Origin of the sequence: Phreatobacter oligotrophus, from assembly GCF_003046185.1 — a bacterium.
GTDB classification, from domain to species: Bacteria; Pseudomonadota; Alphaproteobacteria; order Rhizobiales; family Phreatobacteraceae; genus Phreatobacter; species Phreatobacter oligotrophus.
Genome location: NZ_PZZL01000005.1, coordinates 221,990 through 238,919 on the forward strand (window position 1 = coordinate 221,990; position 16,930 = coordinate 238,919).

At 69.2% G+C, this 16,930-nt stretch carries 12 protein-coding genes; 9 read left to right on the forward strand and 3 right to left on the reverse strand.

What is annotated here, in order from left to right; all coding sequences use genetic code 11:
* Positions 1 to 138: 138 nt before the first annotated feature.
* From C8P69_RS13315 to C8P69_RS13345, 7 genes are all read left to right on the forward strand, one after another.
* Entirely contained in the window at positions 139 to 663 is a 525-nt protein-coding gene (locus C8P69_RS13315; protein ID WP_245902050.1) for a TRAP transporter small permease, read from the forward strand.
* Positions 663 to 1,928 (forward strand): TRAP transporter large permease, encoded by a 1,266-nt coding sequence (locus tag C8P69_RS13320; protein ID WP_108177906.1) that lies wholly within the window; start codon positions 663 to 665, stop codon positions 1,926 to 1,928. Before C8P69_RS13315 ends, C8P69_RS13320 begins: the two co-directional genes overlap by 1 nt.
* A gap of 21 nt (positions 1,929 to 1,949) precedes the next feature.
* Positions 1,950 to 2,933, forward strand: a complete 984-nt coding sequence (locus C8P69_RS13325) for a TRAP transporter substrate-binding protein (RefSeq protein ID WP_108177907.1) — start codon at positions 1,950 to 1,952, stop codon at positions 2,931 to 2,933.
* Positions 2,934 to 3,140: 207 nt separating this feature from the next.
* Positions 3,141 to 4,070, forward strand: coding sequence for a dihydrodipicolinate synthase family protein (locus C8P69_RS13330; protein ID WP_108177908.1), 930 nt, complete (start codon positions 3,141 to 3,143; stop codon positions 4,068 to 4,070).
* A 99-nt stretch (positions 4,071 to 4,169) separates the two neighbouring features.
* The gene (locus C8P69_RS24450; protein WP_108177909.1) at positions 4,170 to 5,354 is read left to right on the forward strand and encodes a GGDEF domain-containing protein; all 1,185 of its coding nucleotides are present in this window, start codon (positions 4,170 to 4,172) and stop codon (positions 5,352 to 5,354) included.
* 126 nt (positions 5,355 to 5,480) lie between these two features.
* On the forward strand, positions 5,481 to 6,695 hold the full coding sequence (locus C8P69_RS13340; RefSeq protein ID WP_108177910.1) for a GGDEF domain-containing protein: 1,215 nt from the start codon (positions 5,481 to 5,483) through the stop codon (positions 6,693 to 6,695).
* A 64-nt stretch (positions 6,696 to 6,759) separates the two neighbouring features.
* The gene (locus tag C8P69_RS13345) at positions 6,760 to 7,767 is read left to right on the forward strand and encodes a 4-hydroxyproline epimerase (protein ID WP_108177911.1); all 1,008 of its coding nucleotides are present in this window, start codon (positions 6,760 to 6,762) and stop codon (positions 7,765 to 7,767) included.
* Between the two features lie 215 nt (positions 7,768 to 7,982).
* Here the strand turns inward: C8P69_RS13345 and C8P69_RS13350 are convergent, their stop codons facing one another.
* Positions 7,983 to 8,381 carry a hypothetical protein gene (locus tag C8P69_RS13350; RefSeq protein WP_108177912.1) on the reverse strand — a complete coding sequence of 133 codons (399 nt, stop codon included), beginning with the start codon at positions 8,379 to 8,381 and terminating at the stop codon, positions 7,983 to 7,985.
* 207 nt (positions 8,382 to 8,588) lie between these two features.
* Between C8P69_RS13350 and C8P69_RS13355 the strand changes: the two genes are divergently transcribed.
* Both C8P69_RS13355 and C8P69_RS13360 read left to right on the forward strand, forming a co-directional pair.
* On the forward strand, positions 8,589 to 10,700 hold the full coding sequence (locus C8P69_RS13355; protein ID WP_108177913.1) for a TonB-dependent receptor: 2,112 nt from the start codon (positions 8,589 to 8,591) through the stop codon (positions 10,698 to 10,700).
* A 59-nt stretch (positions 10,701 to 10,759) separates the two neighbouring features.
* A complete protein-coding gene (locus C8P69_RS13360; protein WP_108177914.1) occupies positions 10,760 to 13,069 on the forward strand; it encodes a hybrid sensor histidine kinase/response regulator in 2,310 nt (769 codons plus the stop codon).
* Here the strand turns inward: C8P69_RS13360 and C8P69_RS13365 are convergent, their stop codons facing one another.
* Together C8P69_RS13365 and C8P69_RS13370 are read right to left on the reverse strand one after the other, a co-directional pair.
* Positions 13,070 to 13,705 (reverse strand): response regulator, encoded by a 636-nt coding sequence (locus C8P69_RS13365; RefSeq protein ID WP_108177915.1) that lies wholly within the window; start codon positions 13,703 to 13,705, stop codon positions 13,070 to 13,072. It abuts the gene before it with no gap.
* An 84-nt stretch (positions 13,706 to 13,789) separates the two neighbouring features.
* Positions 13,790 to 16,918, reverse strand: a complete 3,129-nt coding sequence (locus tag C8P69_RS13370) for an efflux RND transporter permease subunit (RefSeq protein ID WP_108177916.1) — start codon at positions 16,916 to 16,918, stop codon at positions 13,790 to 13,792.
* Positions 16,919 to 16,930 lie beyond the last annotated feature (12 nt).

Sequence of the window (16,930 nt, forward strand, 5' to 3'; positions counted from 1 at the left end):
AAATCCAGAGCCAAGCGCGTGTCGGGGGACGGCGCAACGATGAATGACACCATCACCACGGAACGGCCACGGGCCGGGGCGGCCGCCGCGATCCAGGCGCTCTCGGCGGGCCTGCTCGCCGTCGAGCGCCTCGCCATCATGGGGCTGATGTTCCTGCTCTCCGGGCTCATCCTGCTCAATGTCGTCACCCGCTATTCCGGCATGCCGATCTACTGGATCGACGAGTCGGCGGTTTACTCGGTGGTCTGGCTCACCTTCATCGGTGCCTCCGCCATGACGCGCCTGAGGCTCGACTTCGCCGTCACCATGCTGACCGAGCGCCTGCCGGAGGGCCAGCAGCGGGTCGCCAAGGTCATCGCCACCGGCCTCGTCGTGGTGTTCGGCATCGGCCTTGGCGTGATGTGCTGGCTGTGGATGGACCCGGTCGGTCTCGCCAAGGCCGGGTTCGACGCCCGCGAATTCGCCGGCCAGACCTTCAACTTCCTCTACACCGAGCGCACCCAGACGCTGAACTGGCCGACCTGGGTCCTCTATCTCATCCTGCCGCTCTTCGCCGTCACCATGACGGTCCATGGCCTCGCCAACCTGGTCGAGGACATGGGGCTGGCGCCCCGCGTGCCGCTCCGCGGCTTCGTCCTCTCCGATGTCGACGGGGTGAACTGATGCTCACCACCGCCGCCTTCGTCGCCATCATGCTGGTCGGCGTGCCGATCGGCCTGTGCCTCTGCCTTGCCGGCATCGTCTACATCTGGGCCTCGGGCAATCCGCTGCTGTTCCAGTCCTACCCGCTGCAGATGTTCGGCGGGGTCGACAGCTACGGCCTCATCGCCATCCCGCTCTTCATCCTCATCGGCGAGATCATGAACGGTGGCGGCATCACCCGCCGCATCGTGGAGCTCTCCATGGCCTTCGTCGGCTCGGTGCGCGGCGGCCTCGCCTATGTGAACATCCTCGCCAACATGTTCGTCTCCTCGATCCTCGGATCGGCCACGGCGCAGGTCGCCATCATGGCCCAGATCATGGTCCCGGAGATGGAGAAGCAGGGCTACGACAAGACCTTCGCCGCCGGCCTCACCGCTTACGGCGGCATGCTGGGACCCATCATCCCGCCCTCGGTGATGTTCGTCGTCTATTCGGTGCTGGCGCAGGTCTCGGTCTCGGACATGCTGATCGCCGGCATCCTGCCCGGCATCCTGCTCACCGGCCTGTTCTTCATCTGCATCGCCATCATGGGGGTGAAGTACAACTATCCCCGCGCGCCGAAGCAGACGCTGCGCGAGCGCTTCGCCACCGTCATGGCGGCCGGCCCAACGCTCGCCATCCCGCTCGTCATCGTCGGCTCGATCCTCTCGGGCCTTGCCAATGCCACCGAGTCGGCGGCCGTCGGCACGGTCGCAGCCGCCCTCGTCGGCCGCTACTGGACGAAGGAATTCTCCTTCTCCCGCCTTCCCGAGATGATGCTGCGCGCCGGCATCTACTCGGCCGTCGTGCTCTTCCTCGTCGCCGCCGCGGCGGTGTTCTCGTGGATCCTCATCTACGGGAAGGTGCCGCAGGAGACGGCGGCCTGGATCCAGACGGTCGCCAAGGACCCGGTCTCCTTCATGCTGCTGACCAACGTCATCCTGCTGGTCATCGGCACGGTGATCGACGGTATTCCCGGTCTGATCATGACCGTGCCGATCCTGTTGCCCATCGCCACCGACATCTACGGCATCGACCCCCGCCATTTCGGCGTGGTGGTGGTCATCAACCTCGTCCTCGGGCTGCTCTCGCCGCCTGTCGGCCTGTGCTTCTTCGTCGCCGCCGCCGTCACCGGGGCCAAGCCGGGGAAGATGTTCCTCGTCACCATGCCCTTCTTCGGCGTGAGCTGCATCCTCCTGGTGCTGCTCTCGCTCTACCCCTTCCTCTCCCTCGCCCTTGTGAAGTGACCCCCTGAAAGGAGCCTGCCGATGACCCTGTCCCGTCGCCATCTCATCGCCGCCGGCGCCAGCCTGCCGCTGGCAGCCCCGTCGCTCGCCCTTGCCCAGGCGAAAGAATTCCGCCTCGGCATCCTCACCCCCAACGGCCATCCCTGGAACAAGGCCGCGCTGAAGGTGGGCGAGGACCTGAAGGCCGCCACCAACGGCCGCCTGACGCTGACCGTCTTCCACTCGGGCCAGCTCGGCAACGAGGCCGCCATGCTGCAGCAGATGCAGTCCGGCGCCCTCGACATGGGCTGGATCATGGCCGCCGAGCTCGGCTCGCGCGTGCCGACGATCGCCGCCATCACGGCTCCCTACGTGGTCGACTCGACCCCGAAGATCGCCAAGCTGGTGCGCGACCCCGTCGCCATGAAGCTCTTCGACGTGCTGCCGCGCGAGACCGGCACGATCGGCCTCGCCTGGGGCATCACCGGCATGCGCGCCGTCTTTGCCGCCAAGGACATCTCCAAGGTCGCCGACATCCGCGGCATGAAGCTGCGCATCAACCCGACGCCGGTCTATCGCGACTTCTACCAGGCGCTGGGCGCCGCCCCGACGCCGATCCCGACGCCGCAGGTCTTCGACGCCATGACCAACGGCCAGGTCGACGGCCTGGAGGCGGATCTCGAGTTCTCGTGGAACCAGCGCTTCGACAAGGTGTCCAAGTCGATCCTGCAGATGAACGCCGTTTTCATGCCGGTCATCGCCCTCGTCTCCGGCCGCGTCTGGCAGACCGTGCCCGCCGCCGACCGCGAGCTCATCACCCGGACCGTCAAGGCCGCCCTTGACCAGCAGATCGACGAGCTCGCCGGCAACGAGCCGAAGCTGATCGAGCAGTTCAAGGCCACCGGCATCCCCTTCCGCAACGCCGACCCGAAGGAGGCCGAGGCGGTGGTGGCCGAGTTCGACAAGATCTGGCTGCCGAAGGCCCCGATCCTCGCCGACCTGCGCAAGGCCGGCGCGGCGCTCTGAGCGACCGGAACACCGTCCGCCATCCCCGGCCGACCGAGCGTCAGCGAGGGAGGGGAAGGGGATCCAGGAGCGGCAGCGGTCGCGCCTGCGGCCCCTGGACCCCCTTCCCTCGCTTCGCTCGCCGGGGGTGACGGACCCTGAATCCCCCTACCCGCCGATGGCGCCCGGAGCGCCGTCGGCCACGACCGATCTTTTGGAGAAAACCCCATGGCAGCCCGCATTTCCTGGGAAGGTGTCTTCCCGGCCGTCACCACCCAGTTTCACGACGACCTGTCGCTCGATATCGACTCCACCGCCAAGGTCATGGACAACCTGATCCGCGACGGCGTCTCCGGCCTCATCATCTGCGGCTCGGTGGGCGAGAACACCTCGCTCGAGCGGTCCGAGAAGATCCAGATCATGGAAGCCGCCAAGGCGGTGGCGAAGGGCCGCGTGCCGGTGCTCTGCGGCATTGCCGAGTTCACCACGGCCTTCGCGGTTCAGACGGCGAAGGAAGCCGCCCGCGTCGGCATCGACGGCATCATGGTCATGCCGGCCCTGGTCTATTCCTCCAAGCCGCACGAGACCGCCGCGCATTTCCGCGCCGTCGCCAAGGCCACCGACCTGCCGGTGATGCTCTACAACAACCCGCCGATCTACAAGAACGACGTCACCCCCGACATCCTGGTCTCGCTCGCCGATGTCGACACCGTCGTCTGCTTCAAGGATTCCTCCGGCGACACCCGCCGCTTCATCGACACCCGCAACATGGTCGGTGACCGCTTCGTGCTCTTCGCCGGCCTCGACGACGTCATCGTCGAGAGCGTCGCCATGGGCGCGGTCGGCTGGGTCTCCGGCATGTCCAACGCCTTCCCGCGCGAGGGCGAGACGCTGTTCCGCCTCGCCAAGGCCGGGCGCTTCGCCGAGGCCATGCCGCTCTACGAGTGGTTCATGCCCCTCCTCCACCTCGATGCCCGTCCGGACCTCGTCCAGTGCATCAAGCTCTGCGAGAACATCATGGGCCGCGGCACGGCGCTGACCCGTCCGCCGCGCCTGGCCCTGCTCCCGCACGAGAAGGCCGAGGTCGAGGCGATGATGGCCAAGGCGCTGGCCAACCGGCCCCTGCTGCCGGACGTCGGCCTGCCCGCCGCGGCCTGACACAATCTGCGACCCCGGCGCGCTGGGCGCGCCGGGCACACGCATGGTAACGCGTTCTTAGGTTGCATATTGTTTGCTCGCCTTGTTACCGAGGCGTGCATGACCGAAATCGCTCAGCTTCACGGCGAACCGCGATGGTGGCTGACGCGCTGGCTGGCCGGCACCGGCCAGAGCGTGCCCGACGACGTGCGCGCCAGCCTTCAGGCCATGCTCTTCGGCAACCTGCCGATCTTCCTGGGCGGCGCCGCCAGCACCACCGGCATCGCCGTCCTGGTGGCGCTGTTCTTCCCCTCCCCCGCCATCCTCGCCTGGTGCGCCGTCGAGATCGCCATCAACCTCGCCCGCCTCGCGGTGATGGCCCACGCCCATCTCGCGATCAAACGCGGGCGGGCGCCGCTGATCGACCTCAACATCCTGCTCGCCGTCGCCTGGGGCTTTTCCACCGGCCTCGGCGCCGGCCTCAGCCTGATCTCCGGCAACTGGGCGGTCGCCATCGTCGTCTGCATCTCCGCCGCCGGCATGGTGGGCGGCATGTGCTTTCGCTATGTCTGCGCGCCACGCCTTGCCTCCGCCGTCATCGGCGGCGCCCTGATCCCGGCGACGGCCGGAGCGCTGGCCTCGGGCAATCCGATCCTGCTCATCTCGGCGGTGCAGGCGCCCGCCCTGCTCGTGGCCATGACCATGGCGGCCTTCCAGCTCCATCGCATCCTGCTCGCCAGCATGATGGCCGAGCGCGAGCACCGCCACCGCTCCCGCCACGACCCGCTCACCGGCCTGCCGAACAGGCTCGGCATTCTGGGCGACGCGGAGCGGTCTATCGCCGCCGCCGGCCCGGACCGGCCGCTCGCCCTTCTCTATCTCGACCTCGACGGCTTCAAGCAGGTCAATGACGGTCATGGCCATATGGCCGGCGACCAGGTCCTCACGGCCGTCGCCGACCGGCTGCGGCAGGCGCTCGCCGCGAACGAGGCGGTCGGGCGCATCGGCGGCGACGAGTTTGTGGTGCTCTGCGGCGGCGACCGCGCAGCGGCCGAGCAGGCCGCCCAGCGCATCACCGCAGCCCTTGCCCCGCCCTATCCGCTGCCCTCCGGCTCACATGCCCGCATCGGCGTCAGCATCGGCATCGCGCTGCTGCCCGAGGACGGCATGGACATCGACACGCTGCTCGGCCGCGCCGACGGTGCGCTCTATGCCGCCAAGGCCGGTGGCAAGGCCCGCCATGCCTTCGCCTCCGACATCTCGCGCAGCGAACCGGCCGATCTCGCGCTGAGCGCCGCCGAGTGAGGACATGCCCCTGCGGAAGGCGGCATTTTCTCGAAAAAGTTGACGCTAAACGGCAGCTTACGTTGCGGCCTTTACCACTCGTTCAGCTTGTCGGGGCATGTGTCATTCAACCCCTCGGGTGAACGCATGCAGATCGACGGTTCCGCTTACACGCTGCCGCGCTGGCGGCTGACGCGCTGGTTGGCCGAGCCGCCACCCGGAACGCCGGAGCCCGTTCGCCGCAGGCTGATCGCAACGCTCTATTCCGGGCTTCCCGTCTTCTTCGGCGGCATCATCGCCACCGTCGTCGGTCCCGCGACCGTCGCCATTTTCCGGCCGAGCATCTGGTTCGCCGCCTGGCTGTTCGTGGAGGTGGTGATCTCCGCCGTGCGCCTCGGCCTGCTCGTCCACGGCCTGCGGGCCTCGCGCCGCGGCCGCGGCACCCAGACCGATCTCGTCATCCTCATGTCGGTGGCCTGGGCCGCCGGGCTCGGCTTCGGCTGCTACGCGGCCATCGCCTCCGGCGACTGGATGATCGCCACCATCGCCTGCGTGCCAGCCGCGGCAATGATGGGCGGCCTGTGCTTCCGCAACTTCGCCGCACCGCGCATGGTGACGGTGATGATGGCCTTCTCCCTCGGTCCGATGGGCATCGCCGCCATCGCCACGGGCGAGCCGATCATGATCACCGTGGCGTTCCTGGTGCCGCTCTTCCTCATCAGCATGTCGCTCGCGGCCTTCCGCATGAACGCCATGTTCGTGGCCGTCCTCGTGGCCGAGATGGAGAACCGCCACCGCGCCTTCCACGACGACCTCACCGGCCTCAGCAACCGCGCCTTCCTTGTCGGCCAGCTCGACGAGCGGCTGGCGCGCTCCACCGGCCAGGGCGTCGCGGTGTTCTATCTCGACCTCGACGGCTTCAAGGCGGTGAATGACAGCCACGGCCACGCCACCGGCGACCGGCTGCTGCAGCTCGTCGCCGACCGCATCAATGCCGCGGTCCGGGCCGGCGACATCACCGCGCGCCTCGGCGGTGATGAGTTCTGCGTCGTCGCCGACCGCCTCCACCGCGACGAGGCCCTGGCGCTGGGACAGCGGCTCTCCGACAAGATCACCCGCATCTATGACATCGACGGCAAGGCCTGCCCCATCGGGGTCAGCATCGGCATCGCGCTCGCCCCCGACCACGGCGAGCGATCCAGCGCGCTGCTCGCGGCCGCCGACGGCGCCCTCTACGTCGCCAAGGGCCGCCGGGTCTGTTCGGTGGTGATGGCCGACAGCGTCATCGACGCCCCGTCGATCGCCCCGGTCGACCTCGCGGCGCCAGCCTTGCCGCCATCGCAGCCCGTCCCGTCCGCCTGAGCGGTTGCGCCCTTCGCGGCGCCATCCCATAGCTGGAGCAACGACGACGCTCCGGGGATGGCCGATGGCCCGCACCACCTTCACCTGCATCGATGGCCACACCTGCGGCAATCCCGTCCGGGTCGTCACCGGCGGCTCGATCCCGCAACTCACCGGCGCCACCATGTTCGACCGGCGGCAGGACTTCCTCGCCCGCTTCGACTGGATCCGCACCAGCCTGATGTTCGAGCCGCGCGGCCACGACATGATGTCGGGCTCGATCCTCTATCCACCGACCCGGCCCGACTGCGACGTCGGCATCCTCTTCATCGAGACGTCGGGCTGCCTGCCCATGTGCGGCCACGGCACCATCGGCACGGTGACCACGATCATCGAGCATGGCCTCGTCACCCCGCGCGAGCCGGGGCTCCTCAGGCTCGACACGCCGGCCGGCCTGGTCGAGGCCCGCTATGTCCAGAACGGGCCCTATGTGGAGAGCGTGCGCATCACCAACGTGCCGTCCTTCCTGCTCGGGCGCGGCTACGAGGTGGAGGTCGAGGGGCTCGGGTCCGTCACCGTGGACGTCGCCTATGGCGGCAACTTCTACGCCATCGTCGAGCCGCAGCCGGGCTATGCCGACCTCGACGACCTGCAGCCCTCCGAGGTGATCCGCTTCTCGGCGCTGCTGCGCAAGGCGTTCAATGCCCGGCACGCCATCGTCCATCCGGAGAATCCGGCGCTGAACCGGCTGACCCACGTGCTCTGGACCGGCGCGCCGCGCCACGGCGGCACGGCCCGCAACGCGGTGTTCTACGGTGACAAGGCCATCGACCGGTCGCCCTGCGGCACCGGCACCTCGGCCCGCATGGCCCAGCTCGCCGCCACGGGGCGTCTCTCCGAGGGCGAGGCCTTCGTGCACGAGAGCATCATCGGCTCGCAATTTGTCGGCCGGATCGAGGGCAGCGCCAGGGTCGGCGGGCTCGACGCCATCATCCCCTCCATCGAGGGCTGGGCGCGGGTCACCGGCATCAACACGATCTTCGTCGACGACCGGGACCCGTACTGGCAGGGCTTCCAAGTAGCGGACCGCTAAAGTCGCGGCTGTCACCCTTCGCCATCGCCCCTCGCTCTTCCCTCTCCCCGCAAGCGAGGAGAGGGGGCAACGGCGTTCCGCCAAATCGGGCGACGTCTGTGCCTGGCACCGGTGGTGAGACCACTCGCGACGTCAAAGCCCCCTCTCCCCGCTTGCGGGGAGAGGGAAGGTGAGGGGCCTGAAAAGGCTAAGCCCTGGCCTCTTTCATCCATCCGTCAGCTGCGCGGCGCCACCACCGGGTGGGCCGAGCGGTAGGACTCGATGCGCACGATGCCCGCCGCCATCAGCGCGACCTTGTCGGCCGGCGCCATGACCAGCGAGCCACCCTCGCCGCGCCCGACGACGTAGTGCCAGACGGTCATCTGGCCGTCGGCGGCGATCTTGCGCGCCAGGGCCTCGGTGGGGTTGCTGCCGCCGAGCGCCGACATCTCCGCCGCGGTCAGGCCGATGACCATCGTGTCGCGCGGGCTGACGACATTGAACAGCGTCACAGCCGCCGTCGCCGACTGGGCATTGGCCATGGCGGGCACCGCCACGGTGGCGGCGACGAGACCGGCGGCAAAGCCGGCGAGGAGGCGGCGGCGGGAAGCGGCACGCAGAATCAGGGTGGTCATGGTCGATCTCCGTTGGGGCGCAGGACTGCGCCGCTGTCGGCATCGCTTGTCGCCGGCTCCCGTTTCAGCCGCACGGCTCCCGTGACCTCGGCCGTTTCAGCGTGGAAAGGTTGGACGTGAGGGCAGCCCTGCCCCGGCCCCGCGGTTGACAGCGGCAGCACAACGGGACAAGAGAGTTATGTTGTAACGTTACAGGCAGCCGGCCTCATGTCCCGTCTCCGCCCCCTCTCGACCGTTGCCGGCCTTGCCCTCCTGACCGCCGCGGCGGGGCCTGCGGGCGCCCAGACGGCCCTGCCGGAGATCCTGATCGAGGCGCCGCGCAACCCGGAGGGCGCACGCCGTGACCTCGGCCTCAGCGAGGGGCAGCTGCAGGTGATCGACCGCGCCTTCGTGCCGGTCACCGTGGTCCCGGAGAGCGAGATCCGCCGCAATGGCGGCGGCACGCTCGGCGACCAGCTGAACAACCTGCCCGGCGTGACCAGTTCCTCCTTCGCGCCCGGCGGTGCGAGCCGTCCGATCATCCGCGGCCTCGACAACACCCGGGTGCGCATGCAGGAAAACGGCATCGGCGCGCAGGACGTCTCCGACCTGTCCGAGGACCACGCCGTGCCGATCGATCCGCTCGCCGCCGAGCGCATCGAGGTGATCCGCGGCCCCGCCGCCCTGCGCTTTGGCTCGCAGGCCATCGGCGGCGTCGTCAACGTCACCAACGAGCGCATTCCCACCCGCCTCGGCCCGCCCGGCATCAGCGGCACGGCCACGGGCTCGCTCTCCTCGGTCGACAACGGCATCGACGGCGCCATGCGCGTGCGCGGCTCGTCCGGCCAGTGGGCCTATTCCGCCGACGTCTTCGGCCGCAACGCCGGCGACTACGCGACGCCGCAGGGACGGCAGGCCAATTCCTTCGCCCGCACCTTCGGCGGCTCCTTCGGCGCCTCCTACTTCTTCGACCAGGGCTATATCGGCGCGGCCATCTCGCAGTTCCGCTCGCTCTACGGCATTCCCGGGATCGAGTCGGCGGCCACCCGCACCCGCATCGACATGATCCAGACCCGCCTCACCTCGAAGGGCGAGATCCGCTTTGATGGCCAGGTGGTCGACACCATCCGCTTCTGGCTTGGCGGCACGCTCTACCGCCACAATGAGCAGGCGCTCGACGCCGGCCAGTTCCAGACCGCCGCCACCTTCCGCAACCAGGAGATCGAGGGGCGCGTCGAGACCGCCTTCCGCCCGCTGGCGACGCCCCTGGGCACGCTGAACTCGGTCTTCGGCGTGCAGTTCGGCGCGGCGCGCCTTGGCACGTCGGGCGAGGCGGGCGGGCTGCTTGCCCCGGCCAACAGCCGCACCGTCGCCGCCTTCCTGTTCAACGAGCTGGAGCTCACCCGCACCACCCGCCTCCAGGCCTCGGCCCGGATCGAGCAGGCCCGCGTCGCCGGCACCGCCGCCGCCTTCCCCGGAACCTATGATCCGCTGGGAGGCCTGCCCGTCGAGTTTGGCGCCGTGCGCAACTTCACCCCCATGAGCGGCTCGATCGGCCTGCTGCAGGAGCTCGGCGGCGGTTGGGTCACCAGCCTCACCGGCAGCTATGTCGAGCGCGCGCCGCGGGCCCAGGAGCTCTACTCCAAAGGCCCGCACGATGCCTCGGGCACCTTCGAGATCGGCGATCCCAACCTGACCAAGGAGAAGGCCCAGACCATCGAACTCGGCCTGCGCCGGTCGCAGGGGTCCTGGCGCGCCGAGGCCACGGCCTTCTACACGCGCTACAACGGCTTCATCTACAAGCGGCTGACCGGCCTCACCTGCGGCGACGATTTCGGCTCCTGCGGATCGGGAGGCGGCACGGAGCTTCGGCAGGTCGTCTTCACCCAGCAGGACGCGACCTTCTATGGCGCGGAGCTGCGCGGCCAGGTGGATCTCGGCGAGATCGCCGGTGGCACCTTCGGCGTCGAGGGCCAGTACGACTTCGTGCGCGCGCGCTTCGCCGACGGCACCAATGTCCCGCGCATCCCGCCCCATCGCCTCGGTGGCGGCCTGTTCTGGCGCGATGCCAACTGGTTCGCCCGCGTGACGCTGCTCCACGCCTTTGCCCAGAACCAGACGGCCACCGCCGAGACGCCGACACCGGGCTACAATCTCCTCAATGCCGAGATCAGCTACCGCATGGCCCTGAAGCCCGGCTCGGGCGCGGAGAGCCTCACCTTCGGCCTCGTCGGCACCAACCTCCTCGACGCCGACATCCGCAACCACGTCTCCTTCAAGAAGGACGAGGTGCTGATGCCGGGCCGCGGCGTGCGGTTCTTCACGACGGTCCGGTTCTGACAGGCCTGCACCCGCCGGAGGGCCTTGCCGCCCGCTGCGGAAGGGTCGAGACTGCGGGGATGCTGAGCGATCCCATCTCCCTGACGCGGCCGGGCCTGCGCGGCATTCTCACCGGCACGCTCGCCGTGCTCACCGCGGCGCTGATCCTCTCGGTCACCGCGGTCGTCGTCTGGACCGCGACGCGCGAGACCCAGCGCTCGATCGGCCGCTCGCTCGGCGATCTCGCCGCCTTCATGCGCGAGGCGCTGGAGAGCGACGTCTATGAGCGCTGGCGCTCCATGCGCACACTCTCGACCCTTCCGGCCTTCACCAATGCGGGTGCCAGCTACCAGGGCCGCCGCATCATCCTCGACCGCGTGAAGTCCAACGTCGAGGAGATCGTCTGGATCGGCCTCGCCGACATGGACGGCCGCGTCATCGTCGCCTCCGGCGGCGAGCGCGAGGGATCGTCCGTCGCCGACCGCCGCTGGTTCGCCGCGGCCCGTGCCCGCACCGCCCCCTCCAACGGCCAGCAGGAGCGCCCGACGGTGCAGACCACGCCCGGCGAGCGCGTGGTCGAGATCGGCGTCCACCTGCGCGACAATGACGGCCAGTCCGTCGGCATCATGGGGATGCTGGTGAGCTGGGACTGGCTCGGCCACCTGCGCCGTTCGCTCATCGACCGCTCGCAGGGCCGCCAGTCCGACCTCGAGGTGATCGTGCTGGACCGCGATGGCCGCGTCGTCATCGGCGATCCCGCCCATCTCGGCGCCGGCCTCGCGCGGCGCACCGCCGATCGCAGTGACGGCTTCCAGATCGACACGCTCCCCGATGGGCGCACCATGGTCATCGGCACCAGCCGTGCCTCTGGCGGGCGCAACATCGACGGCCTCGGCTGGCAGATCGTCGTGACCTCCAACGCCGAGGTGGCCTTCGCGCCCGTGCGGGAGCTGCGCCGCCAGATCGTCGCCGCCGGCGGCATTGTCGGCCTCATGGTGCTGATTGCCGGCTGGTGGGTGGCCGGCCGCATCGCCAGCCCGCTGCAATCCATCGCCGCCCGCGCCGACCGCGTCGGCCTCGCCGATGCGCTGGACGGCGTGGTCATCGAGGTGCCGAAGAGTTCGTCGCAGGAGATCGTCTCGCTCGCCGCCTCGCTGCAGGGGATGATCGACCGCCTCGCCGACAACGAGGAGGCGCTGAGGCACCTCGCCAATACGCTGGAGCACCGCGTGGCCGACCGCACGGCGGAGCTCGAGACGGCGAACCGCGCCCTTTCGGCTGCGCGCGACGACGCGGTGGCCGCCACCGCCGCCAAGTCGCGCTTCCTCGCCGCAGCGAGCCATGACCTGCGCCAGCCGCTCCATGCGCTGTCGCTCTTTGCCAATGCGCTGTCCCGGCGCGTGCAGAACGACGAGCAGCGCCGCCTCGTCTCCAACATGGAGACGACGCTGGGATCGCTGCAGGACATGTTCAGCGCGCTGCTGGATGTGTCGCGGCTGGATGCCGGCATCGTCATCGCCGAGCCGCGCACCTTCGTCATCGGCGACCTCCTGGAGCGCGTCGCCGTCGACTTCCGGGCGCAGGCCGCATCCCATGGCCTCGACTTCGGCCTCGTCTCCTCGCGGCTCGCGGTCGTCAGCGACCCGATCCTCCTCGAAACGATCCTCCGCAACCTCGTCGGCAATGCCCTGAAGTTCACCGCCGACGGCAAGGTGCTGGTCGGCATCCGCCGCCGCGGCGACCATGCCGTGCTCGAGATCCACGATACAGGCCCCGGCATCGCCGAAGAGGATCGCGAGCGCATCTTCGACGAGTTCGAACGCTCGAAGGACGCGGCCCATGGGCAGAACGACGGCCTCGGCCTCGGCCTGTCCATCGTGCGGCGCCTCTGCGCCCTGCTCGGCCACCGCATCACCCTCACCGGACGGCGCGGCCATGGCACGGTGGTGCGGGTGGAACTGCCCATCGCCACCTCGGACCTCCCGGCCGTCGCCTCGCCCGCCGTGCAGCCGGACCTGTCGCTTGCCGGCCGCCACATTCTCATCCTCGACGACGAGCCGATGATCGTCGACGCCCTCGCCCGCACCCTGCGCGACGACGGCGCCACGGTCTCGGCGGCCGGGGACAGCGCCCAGGCGACGCGCCTCCTCGCCGACGGCGAGCCGGTGGACCTCGCGGTCATCGATCTTCAGCTGGAGCGCGGCGTCGACGGCCTCGACCTCATCGAGCGCTGGCGGCGGGAGAGCGCCTTCGGCAAGCCGGCCCTCATCGTCACGGGTTCGACCGATCCGCAGACCCTGGCGCGGCTGCAGGCGAGCGGCACGCCCTGGCTCACCAAGCCGGTGGCCCTGCCGGTGCTGCGGGCGACGCTCGCCCGGTTGATGGCCTGATCAGCGCCCGAGGAGCGGCGCCGCGATGGCCGCAGCCGCGGCGCGGTTCGACACGCCGAGATGGCGGAACACAGCGGCGAGGTGGATCTTCACCGTGCCATGGCCGAGATCGAGCGCGCGGGCGATCTCCTTGTTGGAGCGGCCCTCGACCAAGAGGTCCAGCACCTCGCGCTGGCGCGGCGTGAGCCGGGCGAGGTCGATGCCGGAGGAGGACGGCTCCGCGGCGTGGCCCGTGGACTGGGCGAGCGTCGCCGGCACGTAGATGGCGCCGCCAAGGATGGTGCGGAGCGCCGCCACGAGGTCGTCGTCCTTGAGGCCCTTGGGCACGAAGCCATTGACCCCCGCGGCAAGCGCCGCCAGCACGTCGGTGCGGCTGTCGGAGCCACTCACCACGGCGATGGGCAGGTCCGGATAGCATTCGCGGACAGCGGCGAGCGAAGCGGCGCTCTGCATGCCCGGCATGGACAGGTCGAAAATGGCGAGGGCGATGCCGTCCGTATCGCCGAGGCGGGACAGGGCCTCGTCCAGCGAGGCGGCCTCCTCCACGTCGTCGAAACCGAGCCTGTCCTTCAGCGTGAAGGCCAGGCCCATGCGATACATTCCGTGGTCGTCGGCGATGACGGCAATACGCGACATGGACGACAGGCGTAGGGCCGCAGCGGCTTGTCTGTCAATTGGGACAGGTCGCGGGGTGGGTCACAGCCCCGCGACCTTGATCGATCACTCGGCCGGCTGGCGCACGCCGGTGCCGGCCTCGACGGTCGCCGCCTCCGGCGCGTTGCCGCGACGCGACAGCCAGGTCGCGAGGCCATCGAACATCAGATAGACGACCGGCGTGATGTAGAGCGTCAGCAGCTGCGACACGGCGAGGCCGCCGACCACCGCCACGCCCAGCGGCATGCGCAGCTCGGCGCCGGCGCCATGGCCGATGGCGATCGGCACCGCGCCGAGGATGGCGCAGAGCGTCGTCATCATGATCGGGCGGAAGCGCAGCACCGCCGCCTCGACAATGGCCTCCTTCGCCGACACGCCCTGGTGCCGTCGTTCGATCGCGAAGTCGACCATCATGATGGCGTTCTTCTTGACGATGCCGATCAGCATGACGAGGCCGATCATGGCGATGACCGAGAGGTCGAAGCCGGTGAGCTGCAGCGTCAGGAGCGCGCCGATGCCGGCCGATGGCAGGCCCGACAGGATGGTCAGCGGGTGGATGAAGCTCTCATAGAGGATGCCGAGGATGATGTAGATCACCAGCACCGCCGCGAAGAGCAGCAGGCCCTGGTTGGCCACCGCCTGCTGGAACACCTGCGCGGTGCCCTGGAAGCTGGTCGCCACCGTCGCCGGCAGGCCGACCTCGCGGGCCGCCGCCTCGATCCGCGTCACCGCCTCCGACAGGGCGAGGCCCGGCGGCAGGTTGAACGAGACCGTCACGGCGGGAAGCTGGGCAAGGTGGCCGACGGTCAGCGCCGTCGGCTGCTCGCGCAGCGTCGCCACCGCATCGAGCGGCACGATGGCGCCGTTCGAGGAGCGCACCGTCAGGCGGCGCAGCATGGTGGTCGTGTCGTTGAACTTCGGATCGGCCTCGATGATCACCTGGTAGGTGTCCTCGGAGGCATAGATGGTCGAGACCTGCCGCGCGCCGAAGGCCGAGTAGAGCGTCGAGCGCACCTGGTCGGCGTTGACGCCGAGCCGGGATGCCGCGTCGCGATTGACATCGACGATCGTCGAGCGGGCCCGCATCTGCAGGTCCGAATTGACGTCGAGGATGCCCGGCAGCGTGCGCATCTTCGCCTCGACGAGCTGGGCGTAGTGGCGCAGCTGCTCGAGGTCGGGGCTGGTCAGCGTGTACTGGTACTGCGACCGGCTCTGCACCGCGCCGACATTGATCGACTGGACCGGCACGAAGAAGATCTGGATGCCCGGAACCTCGCCGGCCAGCCGGCGCAGGCGGCTGATGACCACCTGGATCGAGTCCTTGCGCTCCGGCTTGTCGCGCAGCGTGATGAACAGGCGGCCGGCATTCTGCGTGTTGGCGGCATTGCCGCCGCCGGCATTGGCCATGACCAGCGCGACGTCGGGATCCTTGCGGATCGCCGCGGCCAGCGCCTGGGTCCGCTCCACCATGGTGGCGAAGGAGGCATCGTCCGGCGCGATCGTGGCGGCGGTGATGAGGCCGTTATCCTCGATCGGGAAGAAGCCCTTCGGGATGTCGCGGAACAGCACGTAGGTCAGGCCGAACGTGCCGAGCGTGACGCCGAGCATGATGACCGGGATGCCCACCACCTTGCGCACAGACCAGCCGTAGCCGCGGGTCACCGCGGTGAAGAAGGCCTCGAACCAGCGCAGCAGGAAGAAGGGCTTGGCGTGATGGTCGATGGGCTTCAGGACGCGCGAGCACAGCATCGGCGTCAGCGTCAGCGACACGATGCCGGAGATGAGGATGGCCACCGAGATGACCACGCCGAACTGCGCGAACATGCGGCCGACAACGCCGCCCATGAACAGGACTGGGATGAACACCGCGACCAGCGAGATGGTCATGGAGATGATGGTGAAGCCCACCTCGCGCGAGCCGACCAGCGCCGCCTGGAAGGGGTCCATGCCCTCCTCGATATGGCGCATGATGTTCTCGAGCATGACGATGGCGTCGTCGACCACGAAGCCCACAGCCAATGTCAGGGCGAGCAGCGAGATGTTGTCGATCGAATAGCCGAGCACATGCATCACCGCGAAGGTGCCGACGATGGAGATCGGCAGCGCCGCGGCGGGGATCAGCGTCGCGCGCCAGCTCTTCAGGAAGAACCAGATGACGATGATGACGAGCAGTGCGGCGAGGGCCAGCGTGAACTGCACGTCGGCGACGGACTCGCGGATGGAGATGGAGCGGTCGTTCAGCACGCTGATCTCATAGGAGGCAGGAGCCTCCTGGCGGATCTGCGGCAGCAGCGCGCGCACCCGGTCCACCACCTCGACGGTGTTGGCGTCGGGCTGGCGCTGGACGGCGAGCACGATGCCGCGCTTGCCGTTGAGCCAGGCGGCGATGCGGTCATTCTCGACGCCGTCGATGGGCGTGGCGACATCGGAGACGCGCACAGGCGCGCCGTTCTGCCAGGCGACGATCACCGGGCCATATTCGGCGGCGCGCATCAGCGGGCCGGTGGCGTCGAGGATCGCGGCGCGGCCGCCCTCGTTGACCGAGCCGAGCGGACGGTTGGAATTGGCGTTGGTGAGCGCATTCTGCAGGTCGGCCAGCGTCAGGCCGCGGGCGGCCAGCTGGTCGAGGTCGGCGCGCACGCGCACCGCATATTTCTGCGTGCCGAAGACCTGCACCTGGGCAACGCCCGGCAGCGAGGCCATGCGCGGCAGGATCGTCGAGTTGGCGAAGCGGTCAACGTCGGACAGGCGCGCGAGGTCCGAGGAGATGGCGAGGAAGATGACCGGCTGGTCGGCCGGGTTGACCTTCCTGAAGCTCGGCGGCGTCGTCAGCTCGGCCGGCAGGCGGCGCATGGCCGTCGAGATCTGCGACTGCACGTCGAGCGCGGCGCCGTCGATGGAGCGGTTGAGGTCGAACTGCAGCACGATGGAGGTGTTGCCGAGCGACGAGGTCGAGGTCATCGAGGTGACGCCGGCAATGGTCGAGAACTGCTTCTCGAGAACCAGGGCCACCGAGGAGGCCATGGTCTCCGGGCTGGCGCCGGGAAGCTGGGCTGTGACCTGGATCGTGGGGAAGTCGACGCGCGGAATGGCCGCCACCGGCAGCTGCCGGTAGCCGAACATGCCGGCGGCGAGGAAGGAGACCATCAGCAGGATGGTCATCACGGGACGGCGGATGCAGAGCTCCGAGATCATGGCGGTGCGCTC

Coding starts and splice junctions, on each gene's coding strand:
- C8P69_RS13370 (WP_108177916.1), bottom strand. CDS start 16,918: ATGATCTCGGAGCTCTGCATCCGCCGTCCCGTGATGACCATCCTGCTG.
- C8P69_RS13345 (WP_108177911.1), top strand. CDS start 6,760: ATGGCCCGCACCACCTTCACCTGCATCGATGGCCACACCTGCGGCAAT.
- C8P69_RS13320 (WP_108177906.1), top strand. CDS start 663: ATGCTCACCACCGCCGCCTTCGTCGCCATCATGCTGGTCGGCGTGCCG.
- C8P69_RS24450 (WP_108177909.1), top strand. CDS start 4,170: ATGACCGAAATCGCTCAGCTTCACGGCGAACCGCGATGGTGGCTGACG.
- C8P69_RS13350 (WP_108177912.1), bottom strand. CDS start 8,381: ATGACCACCCTGATTCTGCGTGCCGCTTCCCGCCGCCGCCTCCTCGCC.
- C8P69_RS13325 (WP_108177907.1), top strand. CDS start 1,950: ATGACCCTGTCCCGTCGCCATCTCATCGCCGCCGGCGCCAGCCTGCCG.
- C8P69_RS13365 (WP_108177915.1), bottom strand. CDS start 13,705: ATGTCGCGTATTGCCGTCATCGCCGACGACCACGGAATGTATCGCATG.
- C8P69_RS13330 (WP_108177908.1), top strand. CDS start 3,141: ATGGCAGCCCGCATTTCCTGGGAAGGTGTCTTCCCGGCCGTCACCACC.
- C8P69_RS13355 (WP_108177913.1), top strand. CDS start 8,589: ATGTCCCGTCTCCGCCCCCTCTCGACCGTTGCCGGCCTTGCCCTCCTG.
- C8P69_RS13360 (WP_108177914.1), top strand. CDS start 10,760: ATGCTGAGCGATCCCATCTCCCTGACGCGGCCGGGCCTGCGCGGCATT.
- C8P69_RS13340 (WP_108177910.1), top strand. CDS start 5,481: ATGCAGATCGACGGTTCCGCTTACACGCTGCCGCGCTGGCGGCTGACG.
- C8P69_RS13315 (WP_245902050.1), top strand. CDS start 139: ATGGGGCTGATGTTCCTGCTCTCCGGGCTCATCCTGCTCAATGTCGTC.